The following is a 13,952-nucleotide window of genomic DNA, read 5'->3' as shown; positions in this document are numbered from 1 at the left end:
TGCCAACAGGAGACTGAGATGGAACTTCGCAAGACATTCGCCGCCAGCGCCGCGCTGCTCGCGATGGGCGCCGGGGCCGCATCGGCCGACGACATGCGCCTGAAGCTTGCCGGCGTGGTGCCGGCCGAGCACTTCGGCAACCAGATCCTCGAAGAGGTCGTCGAGGAGATCGAGGGCGCCGATGTGGGCCTCTCGGTCACGCTCTTCCCTTCGGGCCAGCTCGGCTCGGGCGAGGAGCTTTTCGAGGACGCCTCGCGCGGGAACGTCGACCTGGTGCATTCGGTGATCTACGCGCAGCGCGACCCGGTGCTCGAGATCAACTCGCTGCCCTACCTGGTCTCCTCCTTCGACGAGATGGAAGCGACCTACCTGAACTCCGACAGCGCCTTTAACCAGATCTTCGCCGAGCGGCTCGACATGCTCGGGCTGAAGCTCCTGGCCAATGCGCCAGAGGGCTTCATCGGCGTCGTCGCCGAAGAGGTGCCCGAGAACGCCGCGAGCCTCGGCGACAAGGGCATGAACATCCGCGTCTGGTCGAGCCAGGTGATCAAGAGCACCGTCGAGACCATGGGCTTCAACGCCACCACGATGAACTGGGGCGAGGTCTTCGCGGCCATGCAGTCGGGCACCGTGGACGGCGCGATCTGCTGCACCGCGCAGCTGGCCTATACCGCCTTCGCAACCTCGGACGTGGGCTCGGTCTTCGTGCCCTATGGCGCCGTGGTCGAGAACACCACCTACTACGCCTCGGCCGAGACCTGGGAAGAGATGAACGACGCGCAGCGCGAGGTGGTGCAGACCGCCTTCGACAACGCCGCGGAGAAGTATTTCGCCTTCGCCAAGGAGAACGAGGCCAGCTACCTCTCCAAGCTCGAGGAGACCGGCTACGAGGTGGTCGAGCTGAGCGACGCCGAGCGCGGCGCCATCGCCGAGACCGTCCGCGCCGAGGTCTGGCCGGGCATCGCCGAGATCGTCGGCCAGGAGGTCATGGACCAGCTGATGCCGGCGACCAACTGAGCCGCTGATCCCGGGGCCGCGCGGCGTCATCGCGCGGCCCTTTTCGTTCCCAACCGACCAGGAAGGAGGCGCCGATGGCCGATCCAGCGGACCACCTCTCCCCCGGGCTCGCGCGGCTGGTGCGCGGGCTGCTCCGGCTCCAGACGATCTACGTCTGTCTTGGCTGCCTGATCATGGCGCTGACGTTCTTCTTCGTCGTGCTGTTCCGCTACGGCTTCGAGGCGGATCTCTTCGCCTACGAGGAATGGCTGCTGATCGTCTGCTTCTGGCTCTACTTCCTGGCCGCGGGCCTCGGCACCTGGGAGGACAAGCACGTCAACGCCGACCTGCTGAACTTCGCGCTGAGCGACCCGCGAAAGCGCCGCATCCGGGCGGTGACGATCACCGCGATCGAGCTCGTGGTGCTTCTGGCGCTGGTCTACTGGGCGGTGCTGATGATGATCGAGGAGGTCGGCGACTACCCGCGCTGGCAGACCACCATCGCCCTGCGCATTCCCTTCCTGGTGCCCCGCGCGGCGATCTTCGCGGGCTTCTCGCTCATGGCCTTCTACAGCGCGCTCCGGCTCTGGATCATGCTGCGCCTGCCGCTTCAGGCCTTTTCCCCCGAGGTCGGCGACGACCCGGTGCAAGCCCAGGCCGAGGAGGCCGCGCGATGATCATTCTCGGCTCGCTCTTCATCATCTGCGCGCTCCTCGTGATCGGGGTCAGCGTGCCCATGGCCTTCGGCGGGGTGCTGGTCTTCATCGGCGTCTTCGGCGGGCACGACGTGACCGGCTTCCTGCCCACCGGGCACTGGAAGATGAACTCCGTCGTGCTGCTGGCGATCCCGCTTTTCATCCTGGCCGGCGCGATCATGGAGCGCGGCCGCATCGCCGCGCCGCTTGTCGCCATCGCCGAGCTTCTGATCGGTCGGCTGCGCGGCGGGCTGAGCGGAGCGGCGGTCATCGCCTCGGGCATCTTCGGCTCGATCTCGGGCTCGGCGGCGGCGACGCTGACCTGCATCGGCTCGATCATGATGCCGCATCTGAAAGAGGCCAATTACCCCCGCGGTCCCGCCGCGGCGATCATCGTCAGCGCCTGCCCTCTGGGGCTGCTGATCCCGCCGTCGTCGTCGCAGATCCTCTATGCCTGGGTTGCCCAGCAGTCGGTGCTGCGCTGCTTCCTCTCGACCGTGGTGCCGGGGCTGATCCTGATCGCGCTTCTGTGCCTCGTGAACGCGGTTCTGATGCGCAAGGCCGAGCTGAAGCTGCCGCCCCGGCCCGACAACCTCCCGCGCGAGCTGGCCCGGCGCGGCGGCTACGCGCTGCCCGCGCTCCTGATGCCGGCGATCATCCTCGGGGGTATCTACGGCGGCATCATGACCCCGACCGAGGCCGCCGGCGTCGCGGTGGTCTACGCCATCCCGGTGGGCTTCTTCATCTACCGCGGCATCACCGTGGAGAACTTCCTGCCGACCCTGCGCTACGCCGGCATCACCATCGGGGTTGTGATGCTCATGGTCTTCATGGTGGTCATCGTCAGCCGCTTCCTGGTCTTCGAGGACATCCCCGGCATGGCCGAGGACCTGATCTACTCGATCTCCGAGAATCCGGTGGTGATCCTGCTGATGGTGAACCTGGTGATGATCCTGATCGGCATGCTGATGGACGACATCTCGGGGCTCCTGCTTTCGGCGCCGCTGCTTCTGCCGATCGTGCAGTCGGTGGGCATGGACCCGGTGCATTTCGCCGCCGTCCTGGGCGTGAACCTCGGCATGGCCAATATCACCCCGCCGACCGCGCCGCTGCTGTACCTCGGCGCCAAGGTGACCGACACGCCGGTGACCGAGATGCTGAAGCCCACCTTCATCATGATCGGCTTCGCCTGGCTGCCGACGCTTTTGATCACCACCTTCATTCCCGAGGTGGCGCTTTGGCTGCCGAACCTGATATTCGGGTGACATGACGCCCGAGCTCAACGAAGACGATATCGCCGCGCTGACCGCCCTGCGCTGGGACCTGCACCGCCATCCCGAGATCTCGGGGCAGGAGGAGCGCACCGCCGCGCGGATCGCCGGGCTCCTGCGCGAGATCGGCGTCGACCGGGTCGAGACCGGGATCGGCGGCCATGGCGTCATGGGGGTGATCGAGGGCAAGGCCGAGGGCCCCATGGTGATGCTGCGCGCCGAGCTCGACGCGCTTCCGATCCCCGAGACCGGGAAAAGCGCCCATGTCTCGGTGCGGCCGGGCTGGGGGCATCTGTGCGGCCACGACGGCCATATGGTCACGCTCCTGGGTGTCGGGCGGGCGCTGTCCCGGGTGCGGCCCGAACGCGGGCGCCTGGCGCTGGTCTTCCAGCCCGCCGAGGAGACCGGCGCGGGCGCCCGCGCCATGCTCGAGGACCCGCGGCTGGCCGAGCTGCGCCCCGCGGCGATCTTCGCCCAGCACAACCTGCCGGGGCTGCCGCTTGGCCAGGTGGCGCTGCGCGAGGGGCCGATCGCCTGCGCCTCCTGCGGGCTGACGATCCGGCTGACCGGGCGCACCGCCCATGCCTCGCAGCCCGAAACCGGGGTCTCGCCGCGCGGCGCGCTGGCCGAGATCCTGGTGGCGCTCGAAGGCTTGAGCGCAGCGCATCCGCTCGATCACCCCGAGTTCGCCATGGCGACGATCACCCATTGCCGCATGGGCGAGCGCGCCTTCGGCATCGCGCCGGGCGAGGCCGAGGTCTGCGCCACGCTGCGCTGCCTCGAGGACCGCGCCATGGCGCGGATGCGCGAACGCGCCGAGGCGCTGGTGCGCGAGATCGCCGCGCGCCACGGGCTCGAGGTCGAGATGGATTACGCCGATGTCTTCGACGCGGTGGTCAACGACCCCCACGCGGTGGTGCCGCTGCGCGCCGCGCTCGACCGCTCGGGCATCACCCATTCCGGGCGCGGCCAGCCCTGGCGCCCCTCGGAGGACTTCGGCCAGTTCGCCCGGCTCGGGCCGCTGGCGATGATCTTCACCGGCGCGGGCAGCGACCACCCGGCGCTGCACGACCAGGACTACGACTACCCCGACGCGCTGATCGGGCCGGTGGCGCGGGTCTTCCTCGCGGCGGCGGCGGAGGTCTGGGCGGGGTAGGGCTTCGCGGTTTATTTTGGCATGTTTGTTGGGGTCCGGTCCGCCTGCGGCGTCCCGGACCCGGGGGAGGGGGCGCTGCCCCCTCTGCGGGCCTTTCGGCCCGCATTCACCCCCGGAGTATTTTGGGCCCGGTCAGGCCTGGAAGGGGGATTGGTTGCGGGCGTTGTCTGGTTCCGGGGCGGGTGTGCCGGGTTTTGCGGGGCGGGGATCTTGCGCGGCGGCGGTTGTGGGATCCTGGCTGGTGGTGGGCTTCGCGTGGCGAGGCTGGGCGCTTGTGGTGCGGGGGCGCGCTTTGGGACCGGGGTCAGCGGACCTTGGCGCGGATCAGGAGGGCGCCGCTGGCGCCGGCGGAGAGCTCGGCGCCGTCGAGGGCCACGGTGCAGGCGCCGGCGGCGCAGCGGGTGCCCTTGGCGGGGTGGCTGACAAGCTCGGCGGATGTGCCGCCGGCGAACCCCGTGGCGCGGGCGGCCTGGAAGATCAGCGCCGCGTCGAGCCTGTCGCTGAGCGCGATTTTTCGGGCGGGGGCGTCGCCCTCGTTGGTGACCGCGATGCGGTATTCGATGCAGGCGCCGGGGATCGCGGCGCCGCCGGGCGCGCCGGGGGCCGGGCTGTCATCGGCTGGCAGGCTCGCGCAGGCCGCGCCGTCCTCGGAGATCACCCGCTGGCTCTTGCTGACCGAGAGCTCTGCGCCGAGCGGGGCGCAATAGCTCAGGTCCGAAAGCGCGATGGCCTGGGCCTGGGGGTTCGAGGAGGGCGGGTAGAGCCCGTTGGTATAGCGCACGCTCAGCGCCGCGACGGGCTCTGCGAAGCGCACCTCGAGGTTGCCCATGTCGTCGGCGGGGGCGGCGTTGCGCTCATAGCCCACCGCCTGGCGGTCGGTCAGGGGGGAGCCGAGGTAGATCGAGGCGCCGGAGGCGCTGCGCGCGCCGGGCGGGATATGCGGCGAGGAGAGCTGCGGCGTGACGGGCGCCCCCTCGGCGGTCCAGCCGGTGATCTCCACCCCGTCGCGGAAGCCGCGCTGGGTCACCCGGCCGCGCGAGGTCCGATAGGGCAGGTAGTCGATGTCAAAGATCGCGAAGGAGAGGCCCTCGACCGCGCGCGGGAAGTCGAAGCGCAGGGTCAGCGCCTCGCTGTTGTTGGCGAAATCCATCAGGAGCGCGAGGCTGTCGGTGCCCGCGCCGCGCCCGCCGGTGAATTCCGAGCTGGCCTCGGGGTAGCCCGGGCGGATGCGCGTGGTGGCACCCGAGAGATCGAGGCCCACGGCATCGGCGGGGCCCGCCTCGGGCCCGGCGCGGCGCTCGGCGGAAAGGGTCGCGCTCCGGGCGCCGGATTTCCAGCCGGCCCCGGACCAGTCGAGCAGCATCTCGGCCTCGGGGCTGGCGCAGGTCGCGGCCCCGGCGCCACCCGCGGCGAGGCTTAGCGCGCAAGCCAGGGGGATCAGCGCCGCCCGGGGCGCGTGGGGGAAGGGGCCGGGGCGCATCTCAGAAGACCTCGTTGAAATTGTCCTGGTCGATCTTGAAGCGGAACTGCAGGAAGGCGCCCTTGTCGGTGTAGCCCGCCTCGCTGAAGTCCGGGTCGGCGAAACCCTCGACGTTGTAGCCGAGCGCGATCCAGCCGTTCTCGAAGGGGGTGAAGCCCAGCGAGACCCCGGCCGAGCCCTGCTGGCTGCCATCCTCCATCGCCCAGAGGCTGGCGCCGTGCAGGCCCAGATCGAGCCAGTCGGTCAGGTCGCGGCGGTATTCCGCGCCGACCAGCGTCAGCACCTCTTCTGCCGTCTCGCCGCCGCCGAGCGACTGGGAGACATGTTTCAGCCCGTGGCGCAGGGAGAGCTCGCTCCGGTCGGACAGCTCGCGGGTGTGGAAGAGCTCGTTCATCAGCCGCGTCTCGTCGGTCTCGCCCGCGACCTCGCGCCGGGCGCTGAACTGGTTGAGCAGCACGAAAGGCCGATCGAAGGGGCGCCAGGCGGCGCTGAGCTTGATCTCGTGGTCGCGTTCGAGCGCCCCCTCGGCGCCCTCGGACCAGAAGAAGCTGGCATGGGCCCCGAGCGACAGCGCCTCGGAGAGCGGCGTCGTCGCCTCGAGCTGCAGCCTTGCGTGATCGCTTTCGGTGGTGAAGCCGAGCTCGGCGTCGACCGCGCCGCGCCAGTCGGGCCCGGCGTGTTCGAGCCCGGCGCTGGCGCTGACGAAGCCTTCGGAGAGCCGCGGGTTGGTCAGCCCGCCGCGCGCCGCGGGGCCGGTCTCGGCCAGGTCGCCCGCCAGCGCGTCCTGGGCCTCTAGGCCGAAGTAACCGCTCAGCCGGTCGGTCAGGGGCAGCGCCTGGTCGAAGCCCAGGTGGCCCACTGTCTGGCTCTGGTCCCGGCCCGAGGCATTGACCAGCCCGCCCGAGAGCCGCGCGCCCTCCCAGAGGGTCAGCTCGGCCCCGATGGCCAGGATGTCGACGCGGAAATCCTCGCCCCAGGCGACCTCGTTGCTGGCGGTGAGCCGCAGCCGCTCGGTCAGGGCGTAATCTACGGAGAGCGCGCCGAGGTCGGCCTCGGCCCGCGCGCCCTCGTTCCAGAGCGTCAGCTCCTGGGTGAAGGCGAGGCGCAGCCTTCCGTCGGCGCTTTCATATTCGCTGCCGAGAAAACCCTTGAGCACCTGCCCGTCGTCACGGTCCGGCGCGCCCCGGCGGCCGGCGTAGCGCAGCCCGGCGCTGCGGGTCAGGCGGTCGCGGCTGCGGATGAGGCTGGCCTCGGCCATCTCCAGCGTCTCGCCGGTCTCGGCGTTGCGCTCGAGCCGGGCCTGGCCCTGGAAGCGCAGGCTGCGGCGGGTCTCGGTGCCGTCCGGGGCCTCGGTCACCTCCTCGGAGAGCAGGAGGTCGGCGCTGAGATGCGCGATGTCGATGCGCTGGGGATCGGGGGTGAGATTGGCGATGCCGAAGCCGGTGCTTTGCGAGCGCAGGTAGCCCTCGGCGGTGGTGCTGCCATCGTCGAAGCGGAAGCCCAGTTCGGCGGCATGGGTCACGCGCGGATCGGAAAGCAGGTTCGAGGCGCCCTGCCGCGAGAGCGCCAGCTCGCCATGGGCGGTCAGCGTCTCGGAGAAACGGTAGCGCGCATCGACCGCGCCGAGCTGGCCCGCCCCGGTCGTGCCGCCGACGTCGTCCTCGTGCACCAGCGTCACCCCGGCGCTCAGGTCCTCGGTCGGGGCGACCTCGTAGCGGGCGCCGAGGATCACCCCGCTCCGGCGCGCGGTCTCGGTCTCGTAGCGGACCACCAGCGTGTTGCGGTCGAGATCGGGCGTGCGTGCCCGCAGCGGGCGGGCCAGGAAGATCCGCCCGTCCACGTAGTCGATGCTGTAGTCGCGCCCGGCGGTCAGCTCGCGGCGGGCGATGACCCGGGTGGGATCGTCGCGCGCGGTGGTCTCGACCGTCAGGCTTTCGGAATTGGGCAGGATGTCGCTGCGCTTCAGATCGAAAGGCCCGGTGGTGCCATCGGCGGGAAAGCGGTCCTCGGCATAGGCGAGGCTCGTCTCGGCGGCGAAGAGCCGCAGGGCCTGGGTCTCGCCGGTGAAGCTGGCCCGCGCGCCGGTCAGGCGGCGGTCGTATTCGGCCAGCCTCTCGCGGCCGATCGCGGTGTCGAAATCGCCCCAGAGCAGATCGGTGCCGCCGCGTTCGAGCCGCAGGTAAAGCGGCGAGCGGCTGCTGGCGGCGTCGCCCTCGGTGCTTTCGTCGCCATAGACCAGGTAGTCGCGCTCGGGGTCCTCGGCGAAGAAGTCGCGTTCGTCGGGGTCGATGGCGCTGTCGTAGCGCAGGGTCAGGTGCCAACCGCCCGGGGCGATGCCCTCGAGAAAGAGCGCGGCATGACCGTCGAGCGCGGCGTCGCCGAAGCTCAGGAGCCGCCGGTCGCCGGGGGTCTTCAGCGCGCGGGCGACATCGCGGCCGGCGAGCCGCGCCTCGACGAGGCCCGCCGCCGTCCAGTCACGGTCCGCCGCCGAGATCGGCGCGCTGGCGGTCAGCTCGCGCTCGCCGTCGCGCAGGGTGAACCGCGCGAGGCCCGAGCGGCGGCTGGGCGCGAGACGCATCCGGAAGCGGCCGTCGGCATCGACGCTGGCGGTGGTGCGCTGGATCGGCTCGGCGCCCTGGCGCGCGCCGTTCAGCCGCTCGCCCGGGGCGAAGGCGAAGGGCCGCTCGACAGTGATCGCGACGATGGCACCGGGGTGCAGCGGCGTGCCCTCGGCATCGGTGGCGCGAAAGACGACCAGCGGGCGGGCGCGGCCATCGGTGGAGAGGTCCGACATCTCCTCGAGCACCTCGAGCCGGGCGGCGCGGTCGGTGAAGCGCAGCTGCCGGGTCTCCTGGCGGACCAGGGTGCCGCTGGCGTCGCGGATCTCGAGCCGGAGGTCGTTGACCCCGAAGTCCAGCTCGGCCCCGCGCCAGATGTCGAGGAAGCGGCCCCCGCCCTCGGCGGCGACGGCGGGGCGGCGGTAGATCTCGGGCACCGGCGTGCCGTTCAGGAACAGCCGCGCGGTCTGGCCCTTCTGCCGGACCACCGCGGCGGAGAGGCTGCGCACCGGCGGCAGGAAGCCCTCGGGCGGGAAATGCAGGCCCGCGCGGCGCGGCGCGGCGTCGAGCCAACCCGCGTCATAGCTGGTGATGCGCGGCGGCGCGGGCACCTCGGGGTCGGGTGCTTCGCGCGGGGGCACCTCGGTCAGGTGGAAGCGGATGCGCCGGGCGAAGCCGTCGCGGGTCTCGAGGAAGACCGAGCCCGCCGCCCCGGCGCGGCGGGTGTTGTTGCGGCAGAGCACCGGCTCCAGCCCGCGCGGCAGGGTGAAGCGGTCGAGCGCCAGCACATGGCCGCCGCGCGGCACCCGGCGCAGGGTGAAGCGCCCGCGGGCGTCGGTCTCGGCGAAGCGGCCGTTCTCCAGCATGATGCGGATGCCCGAGAGGTCGCGCTCGGGCGGGCCCGCGGCGGGGCCGCAGCCCAGGACCACCTCGCCCAGCACCGCGCTTTCGTCGCGCGCGAAGGCGGGGCCGACCTCGAGCCGGTGCTGCGCCGAGGCGGTGTTGAAGCTCTCTCCCGAGACGCTGGTGCGCGAGGTCAGCGTGCCGCGGTCGGGCGCGGCGACGGTCACCCGGGCGGTATAGGTGATGCTGCGGCGGCGGCCCTCGGGCAGGACCATGTCCGAGATCACCAGCTGCCGGCCATCGCGGGAGCGGGTGACCTCGGCCTCGGGGCGGGCGCCGTCGATCCTGAGCGAGCCCGGCACCCGCTTCAGCCCCTCGGGCAGAAGGTCGGTCACATCGACCCGCGTCTCGCCGGGCACCGAGCCGCCGACAGTGGCGGTGTAGCGGATCGCCTCGCCCGCGGTCAGCCGCTCGGCCGAGCCGCTGCGGCTCACGTCGACCAGCGCCGCGCCGTCCAGCGGGATGTCGTAGACCAGCACCTCGCCGGGGGAGATGTCGAAGGGTTTGAGATAGGAGGCGCCGGTCACCTCGGGGGCGCCGCCGGGCGGGGGCGCGACCTCTTCGGGGCGGCGCGAGCTGGGCGCCAGGTAACCCTCGGGCGGGGTCATCACGAAGACGTAGGAGCCGGGTTCGACATAGGGAAAGCGGTAGCTGCCCGGGGCGAAGTCATAGGTCTCGCCCGAGGCGTCGCTGACCTGGCCACCGCTGGTCACCGTGGCGGGGAAGGGGGCCTCGAGGTCCTCGCCGAAGACCTCGGCCGGGGCGCCGGTCTCGGCGTCGATGATGGTGATCCGCGCGCCGTTGAGCGGCGTGCCGCTGCGGCTGTCGAAGACCCGTCCGCGCGGGGTGACCGGGCCGACGGTCACGCTGTCCTCGAAGACCCGGTCGGGCGCGCGGGCGCTGGCGGCCCGGGCCATGACCCGGGAGTTGGCCTCGGTCGCGAGCACCCCGTCGGGGCCGCGCGGGCTGTCGCTGCAGGCGCAGATCGCTCCCGCGAAGGTCGCGGTGTTCTTGCCGGTCTCGTAGATCCGCAACAGCTCGCTGTCGCCGCTGACCGAATCGGTGATCCGCAGGGTCGCGGCGTCGCGCACCTCGGGGTCGGTGTTCTCGAGCGGGTCTTCGAGCAGGAAGATCACGTCTTCATCCGGGCGCACCCGTTCGGCCGGAGCGATGCGCGCGGCCATGGGCGCGGGCGCGGCGCGCGGCACCCGGTCGAAGGGCCCCGAGGGGCTGCCGCTGACGCTGTAATCCGCCGGGGCGATCTCGGTCCGGAGCGCCTCGGCGCTTTGGCCCGCGACGCGGAAGGCGGTCAGCTCGCCCGGCAGCTCCGGGGCGAGGACGGTGATCGTGCTCTCGGCCTCGATCGGGGGCAGGGCGCTGCCCTCGGGGCCGAACTCGATGATCACCCGGTTGGTGATCTCTTCTCCCGCGGGGGAGGGCTCCGGCGCGCCGCCGGGCAGGCGGTCCTGCGCGCCCGCGGGCGCCGCGGCGGCCAGGGCCAGCGCCGGGACGAGCCGGCGCCAGCGGGCAATCGCATCAGATCGGCGCATCCGGTCAATCGACCGTCGCCCGCACCCGCACCGTGGCCGAGGCCCCGGGCGCCAGGCTGCCGACCTCGCCGCGGATCACGCCGTCGCGGACCGCGACCTCGTCGAAGCCGTTGTTCCCGGCGATGGCAGTATAGCTCACCGTCTCGGGCAGGGCGTCGTTGAAGGCCAGGAGCGTGGCGGCGCTGCTCGCGGCCTCGGCGTTCGACAGGGTGATCGTGTATTCCACGCAGGCGCCGGGCACGAAGGCCTCGGCCCCGACCTCGGGCGCTCCGCTGGCGCAGTCGAAGCCCCCGGCGCGGTTCTCCGAGATGACCACCACGTCCTTCACCGCCGAGAGCTGCGGGGCCAGCACCCGGTAGCTGGCCGAGCCCGCCTCGCGGCCGTCGCCGCCGGGGTCGCCGTAGACGATGTCCACCGCCTCGAGCCCCTGGCCGGTGACCTCGGGCTGGCGTTCGCCGCCGCCCGGTGCAAGCGGCACAGCGCTGGCCTCGAAGGCGCTGACCTGGCCGTCGCTGGCGCTGCGCGGGATCGAGGCGCGCAGCACCACGATCAGCGAACCGTCGGCGGCAAGCGCCGGGGTCGCCTGGGTGCCGGTCGGGTCATAGGGCGTGCCCTCGGCGCCTTCGGCCGAGCGCAGGACCACCGAATAGGTGCCCTCGGCGCCGCTGGCCTCGGCGTCGTAGCTTAGGCCGAGCTGGTCCTCGATCGCGGAGAGGTCGATGTCGAAGGGCGCCGCGGCATTGCCGGTGTTGGTCAGCAGGAAGCGGATCTCCTGCGTGGCGGCGCCGGGCTCCACGTTCACGCTGGCCGGATCGTCGAGCGGCGCGAAGGTGAAGGAGAGCCGCTGGTCGACCGAGAAACTGGCCGCCGGGGTCTCGGGCAGGGTGATCACGTCGCCGCCCGAGGCATAGCTCACCGTCACCGCGTTGGAGATCGGCGTGCCGGGCGCCTGGCCCCCGGCCATGGCCATGGGCGCGGCGAGCGCCCCGGCGCAACAGGTGGTCAGCGAAAGGATGCGGGCTTGGGTCATGGCTCTTTCCGGTGCTGCTGTCGTCTCTCTGGCGGGCATCAGTCGACCACCGCGCGGATGCGGAAGCTGGCGGTGGCGCCGGGCGCCAGGGCGGCAAGCTCGGCGGTCACCGTGCCGCCGGCCTCGTTCACCCGGTCGAAGCCGGTGGTGGCGGCGGTGCCGGCATAAGTGATGCCCTCGGGCAGGGCGTCGGTGATGGTCACATTGACCGCGTCCGAGCTGGCCTCGGCGGCATTGGTGACCGAGATGGTGTATTCCACGCAGGCCCCGGGCACCGCGGCCTCGGCGGCGGGATCGGCGGGATCGCTGCCGCAGTCGAAACCGCCGTCGAGGTTCTCCGAGATCACCGCCGCCTCCTTCAGCGCCGAGAGCTGCGGGGCCTGGACCACGTAGCGTTCGCTTTGCAGCTCGAGCCCGTCCTCGCCGGGGTCGGTCAGGATGGTGTCGATGCCCTGCAGGCCCTGGCCGCGGATTTCGGTGGTCACCGTGTCGGTGCCGGGATCGAGCGCCGTTGCGGTCACGTCGAAGGCATCCGTGGCGCCATCGGCGGCGCTGCCGGGGATATGCGCCACCACCTTCACGAAGCGCACCGCGTCGGCGGCCAGGTCGCCGAGGTTCGCCGTGCCCGCGATATCGTAGAGCGCGTCTTCGGGTGCGACCTCGGGGCTGTCGCCCACGTAGACCGAGTAGCTGCCCGGCGCGCCGCCGCCCGCGGCGTCGAAGTCGAGCCCGATCTCGCCCGAGGTGGCGATGTCGATGTCGTAGCCCGAGGCGTCGTTGCCCTCGTTCTCGAGCCGGAAGACCATGGTCTGGCCCTCGGCGCCCTGGGCGGCCAGCACTGCGTCGCCCGCGGCCTGGCCCTGGAAGCTGAAGTCGACCTTGCGGTCGACGACGAAGGCGACGCTGGCGGCGTCCTCCTGGGTGATCGTGGTGCCGCCGCTCGAGTAGGAAATGCTGACCGAGCTCGACACCGAGGTGCCGGGCGCGGTGCCGGCGGCCTGGGCCGCACCGGCCAGCGCGGTCGAGGACAGGGCGCAGAGAAGCGATCGGCGCAGGGCGCGATGGGGCATGGTCTGTCTCCTGGTTGGATGAAGGGCCGGGGCGTCCGTCTTCGCGGACTTGGCCGGGGCGTTCGACTTGGCGGATTTGGCCAGCGCGTCCGCCTCAGCGGACAAGGCCAGCGCGTCCGTCTCAGCGGACATGGCCTAAGCGTCCGTCTTAGCGGACGACGGCGTCATAGGTCACGGCGACCTGGCTCTCGGCGGCGATCTCGGCGATCTCGATCTGCAGATGCGTGAGGTCCGTCGGCTGGGCCTGCCGGGTCTCGCCGTTCTCCTCGACCGTGAGCTCGGAGAAGGGCGCGTAGCTCGCGCCCCCGTCGGCCGAGAAGCGCACGGTGAGCGGCGTCTCTGCGCTGACCGAGGCCGGGTCGATGGCGAGGTTGCCGTCGAGCGGCAGCGAGAGCCCGACCGATGTCGCGGGCACCGGATCGGTGTTGCTGAGCGCGATGCGGTAGACCAGCGGCTCGCCCGGCAGGGCGGTCTCGACCGGCTCGAAGGCGGTCTCGCCGGTCTCGGTGGCGACCGGGCGGACAACCTCCATGGCCACGGAGGTCTCGGCGCTCGCGAAGCTCGGGGCGGCCAGCGCCGCAAGCGTCAGCGCGGCGGTCAGGAAGCGGGGGAGGGGCATGGGCGTCTCCGTCGATAATTTGCCCTGAGCTGAACCGATCGGTTCAAAAGACGCAACCGCGGGGCAGGAAATGTCAAAGAATTGCCTTATTTCGAGCGGGGTTACGCTGGGTGAGGTGGGGGTGGACCCAGAAAGCAGGTGCAAGAACAATGGCACCCCGGCGCAGCCAGCGTCCTCAGATTCGCTTCTTGCGAGGGCGGCGGGCTCGACTTCTTGTCGGGCGCGCTTGAACCGGCGTCTGCGCGCAAGCACACCGGAGCAGCCAGCGCCCCTTGCGCCCGAATAGCACCGAAGGTGCCGGGCGCGCGCCGGACCGGCCCTATGGGCCGGCGCTCTTGTGGGTGGCGTGCATAGCTCTCCGCTAGTCCTGACCTTGTTGGGATAAAGCGCCTCGCTCGGAGGGCAGCAGCGCCGGCCCCCGGTCCGGTGCGCGCCCTCTGTTGGGCTGGTTGTGAGGGGTGTTTGGTCAGGCTTTTGCGGCGGGAGAAGCGTTTGAGGGGTTTGGGGGCTTGAGCGGCTTAGGGCGCCCCTTTCAAGGATCAGTGCAGAGAGGCAGCGCGGCTCCTGGTCTCAAACTGCCCCCTACCAGTCACCGTGCGCTGACGCCCAGTCTTGAGCGAAGCG

At 71.5% G+C, this 13,952-nt stretch carries 9 protein-coding genes; 4 read left to right on the top strand and 5 right to left on the bottom strand.

Annotation, left to right across the window (positions count from 1 at the left end):
• Nucleotides 1–18: 18 nt before the first annotated feature.
• From dctP to LR948_RS10910, 4 genes are all read left to right on the top strand, one after another.
• Nucleotides 19–1,017 (top strand): TRAP transporter substrate-binding protein DctP, encoded by a 999-nt coding sequence (gene dctP, locus LR948_RS10925; RefSeq protein ID WP_232754049.1) that lies wholly within the window; start codon nucleotides 19–21, stop codon nucleotides 1,015–1,017.
• Between the two features lie 74 nt (nucleotides 1,018–1,091).
• Entirely contained in the window at nucleotides 1,092–1,673 is a 582-nt protein-coding gene (locus tag LR948_RS10920; protein ID WP_232754048.1) for a TRAP transporter small permease, read from the top strand.
• Nucleotides 1,670–2,956 (top strand): TRAP transporter large permease, encoded by a 1,287-nt coding sequence (locus tag LR948_RS10915; RefSeq protein ID WP_232754047.1) that lies wholly within the window; start codon nucleotides 1,670–1,672, stop codon nucleotides 2,954–2,956. Before LR948_RS10920 ends, LR948_RS10915 begins: the two co-directional genes overlap by 4 nt.
• A gap of 1 nt (nucleotide 2,957) precedes the next feature.
• On the top strand, nucleotides 2,958–4,118 hold the full coding sequence (locus LR948_RS10910) for an amidohydrolase (RefSeq protein ID WP_232754046.1): 1,161 nt from the start codon (nucleotides 2,958–2,960) through the stop codon (nucleotides 4,116–4,118).
• A 304-nt stretch (nucleotides 4,119–4,422) separates the two neighbouring features.
• On the opposite strand, the gene LR948_RS10905 is transcribed toward LR948_RS10910, so the two are convergent.
• The 5 genes from LR948_RS10905 to LR948_RS10885 all read right to left on the bottom strand — a co-directional run bounded on the left by LR948_RS10905 (nucleotide 4,423) and on the right by LR948_RS10885 (nucleotide 13,328).
• The gene (locus tag LR948_RS10905) at nucleotides 4,423–5,598 is read right to left on the bottom strand and encodes a hypothetical protein (protein WP_232754045.1); all 1,176 of its coding nucleotides are present in this window, start codon (nucleotides 5,596–5,598) and stop codon (nucleotides 4,423–4,425) included.
• Between the two features lies 1 nt (nucleotide 5,599).
• The gene (locus LR948_RS10900; RefSeq protein WP_232754044.1) at nucleotides 5,600–10,609 is read right to left on the bottom strand and encodes a hypothetical protein; all 5,010 of its coding nucleotides are present in this window, start codon (nucleotides 10,607–10,609) and stop codon (nucleotides 5,600–5,602) included.
• Between the two features lie 4 nt (nucleotides 10,610–10,613).
• Nucleotides 10,614–11,639, bottom strand: coding sequence for a hypothetical protein (locus tag LR948_RS10895; RefSeq protein ID WP_232754043.1), 1,026 nt, complete (start codon nucleotides 11,637–11,639; stop codon nucleotides 10,614–10,616).
• Between the two features lie 38 nt (nucleotides 11,640–11,677).
• Complete coding sequence (locus tag LR948_RS10890) at nucleotides 11,678–12,709, bottom strand: DUF11 domain-containing protein (protein ID WP_232754042.1); 1,032 nt, start codon at nucleotides 12,707–12,709, stop codon at nucleotides 11,678–11,680.
• Nucleotides 12,710–12,857: 148 nt separating this feature from the next.
• Nucleotides 12,858–13,328 (bottom strand): hypothetical protein, encoded by a 471-nt coding sequence (locus LR948_RS10885; protein ID WP_232754041.1) that lies wholly within the window; start codon nucleotides 13,326–13,328, stop codon nucleotides 12,858–12,860.
• Nucleotides 13,329–13,952: the final 624 nt, after the last annotated feature.

It is taken from the genome of Roseivivax sp. GX 12232 (genome assembly GCF_021272185.1).
Taxonomy (GTDB): domain Bacteria; phylum Pseudomonadota; class Alphaproteobacteria; order Rhodobacterales; family Rhodobacteraceae; genus Roseivivax.
This window is presented reverse-complemented; position numbering and strand designations above follow the sequence as displayed.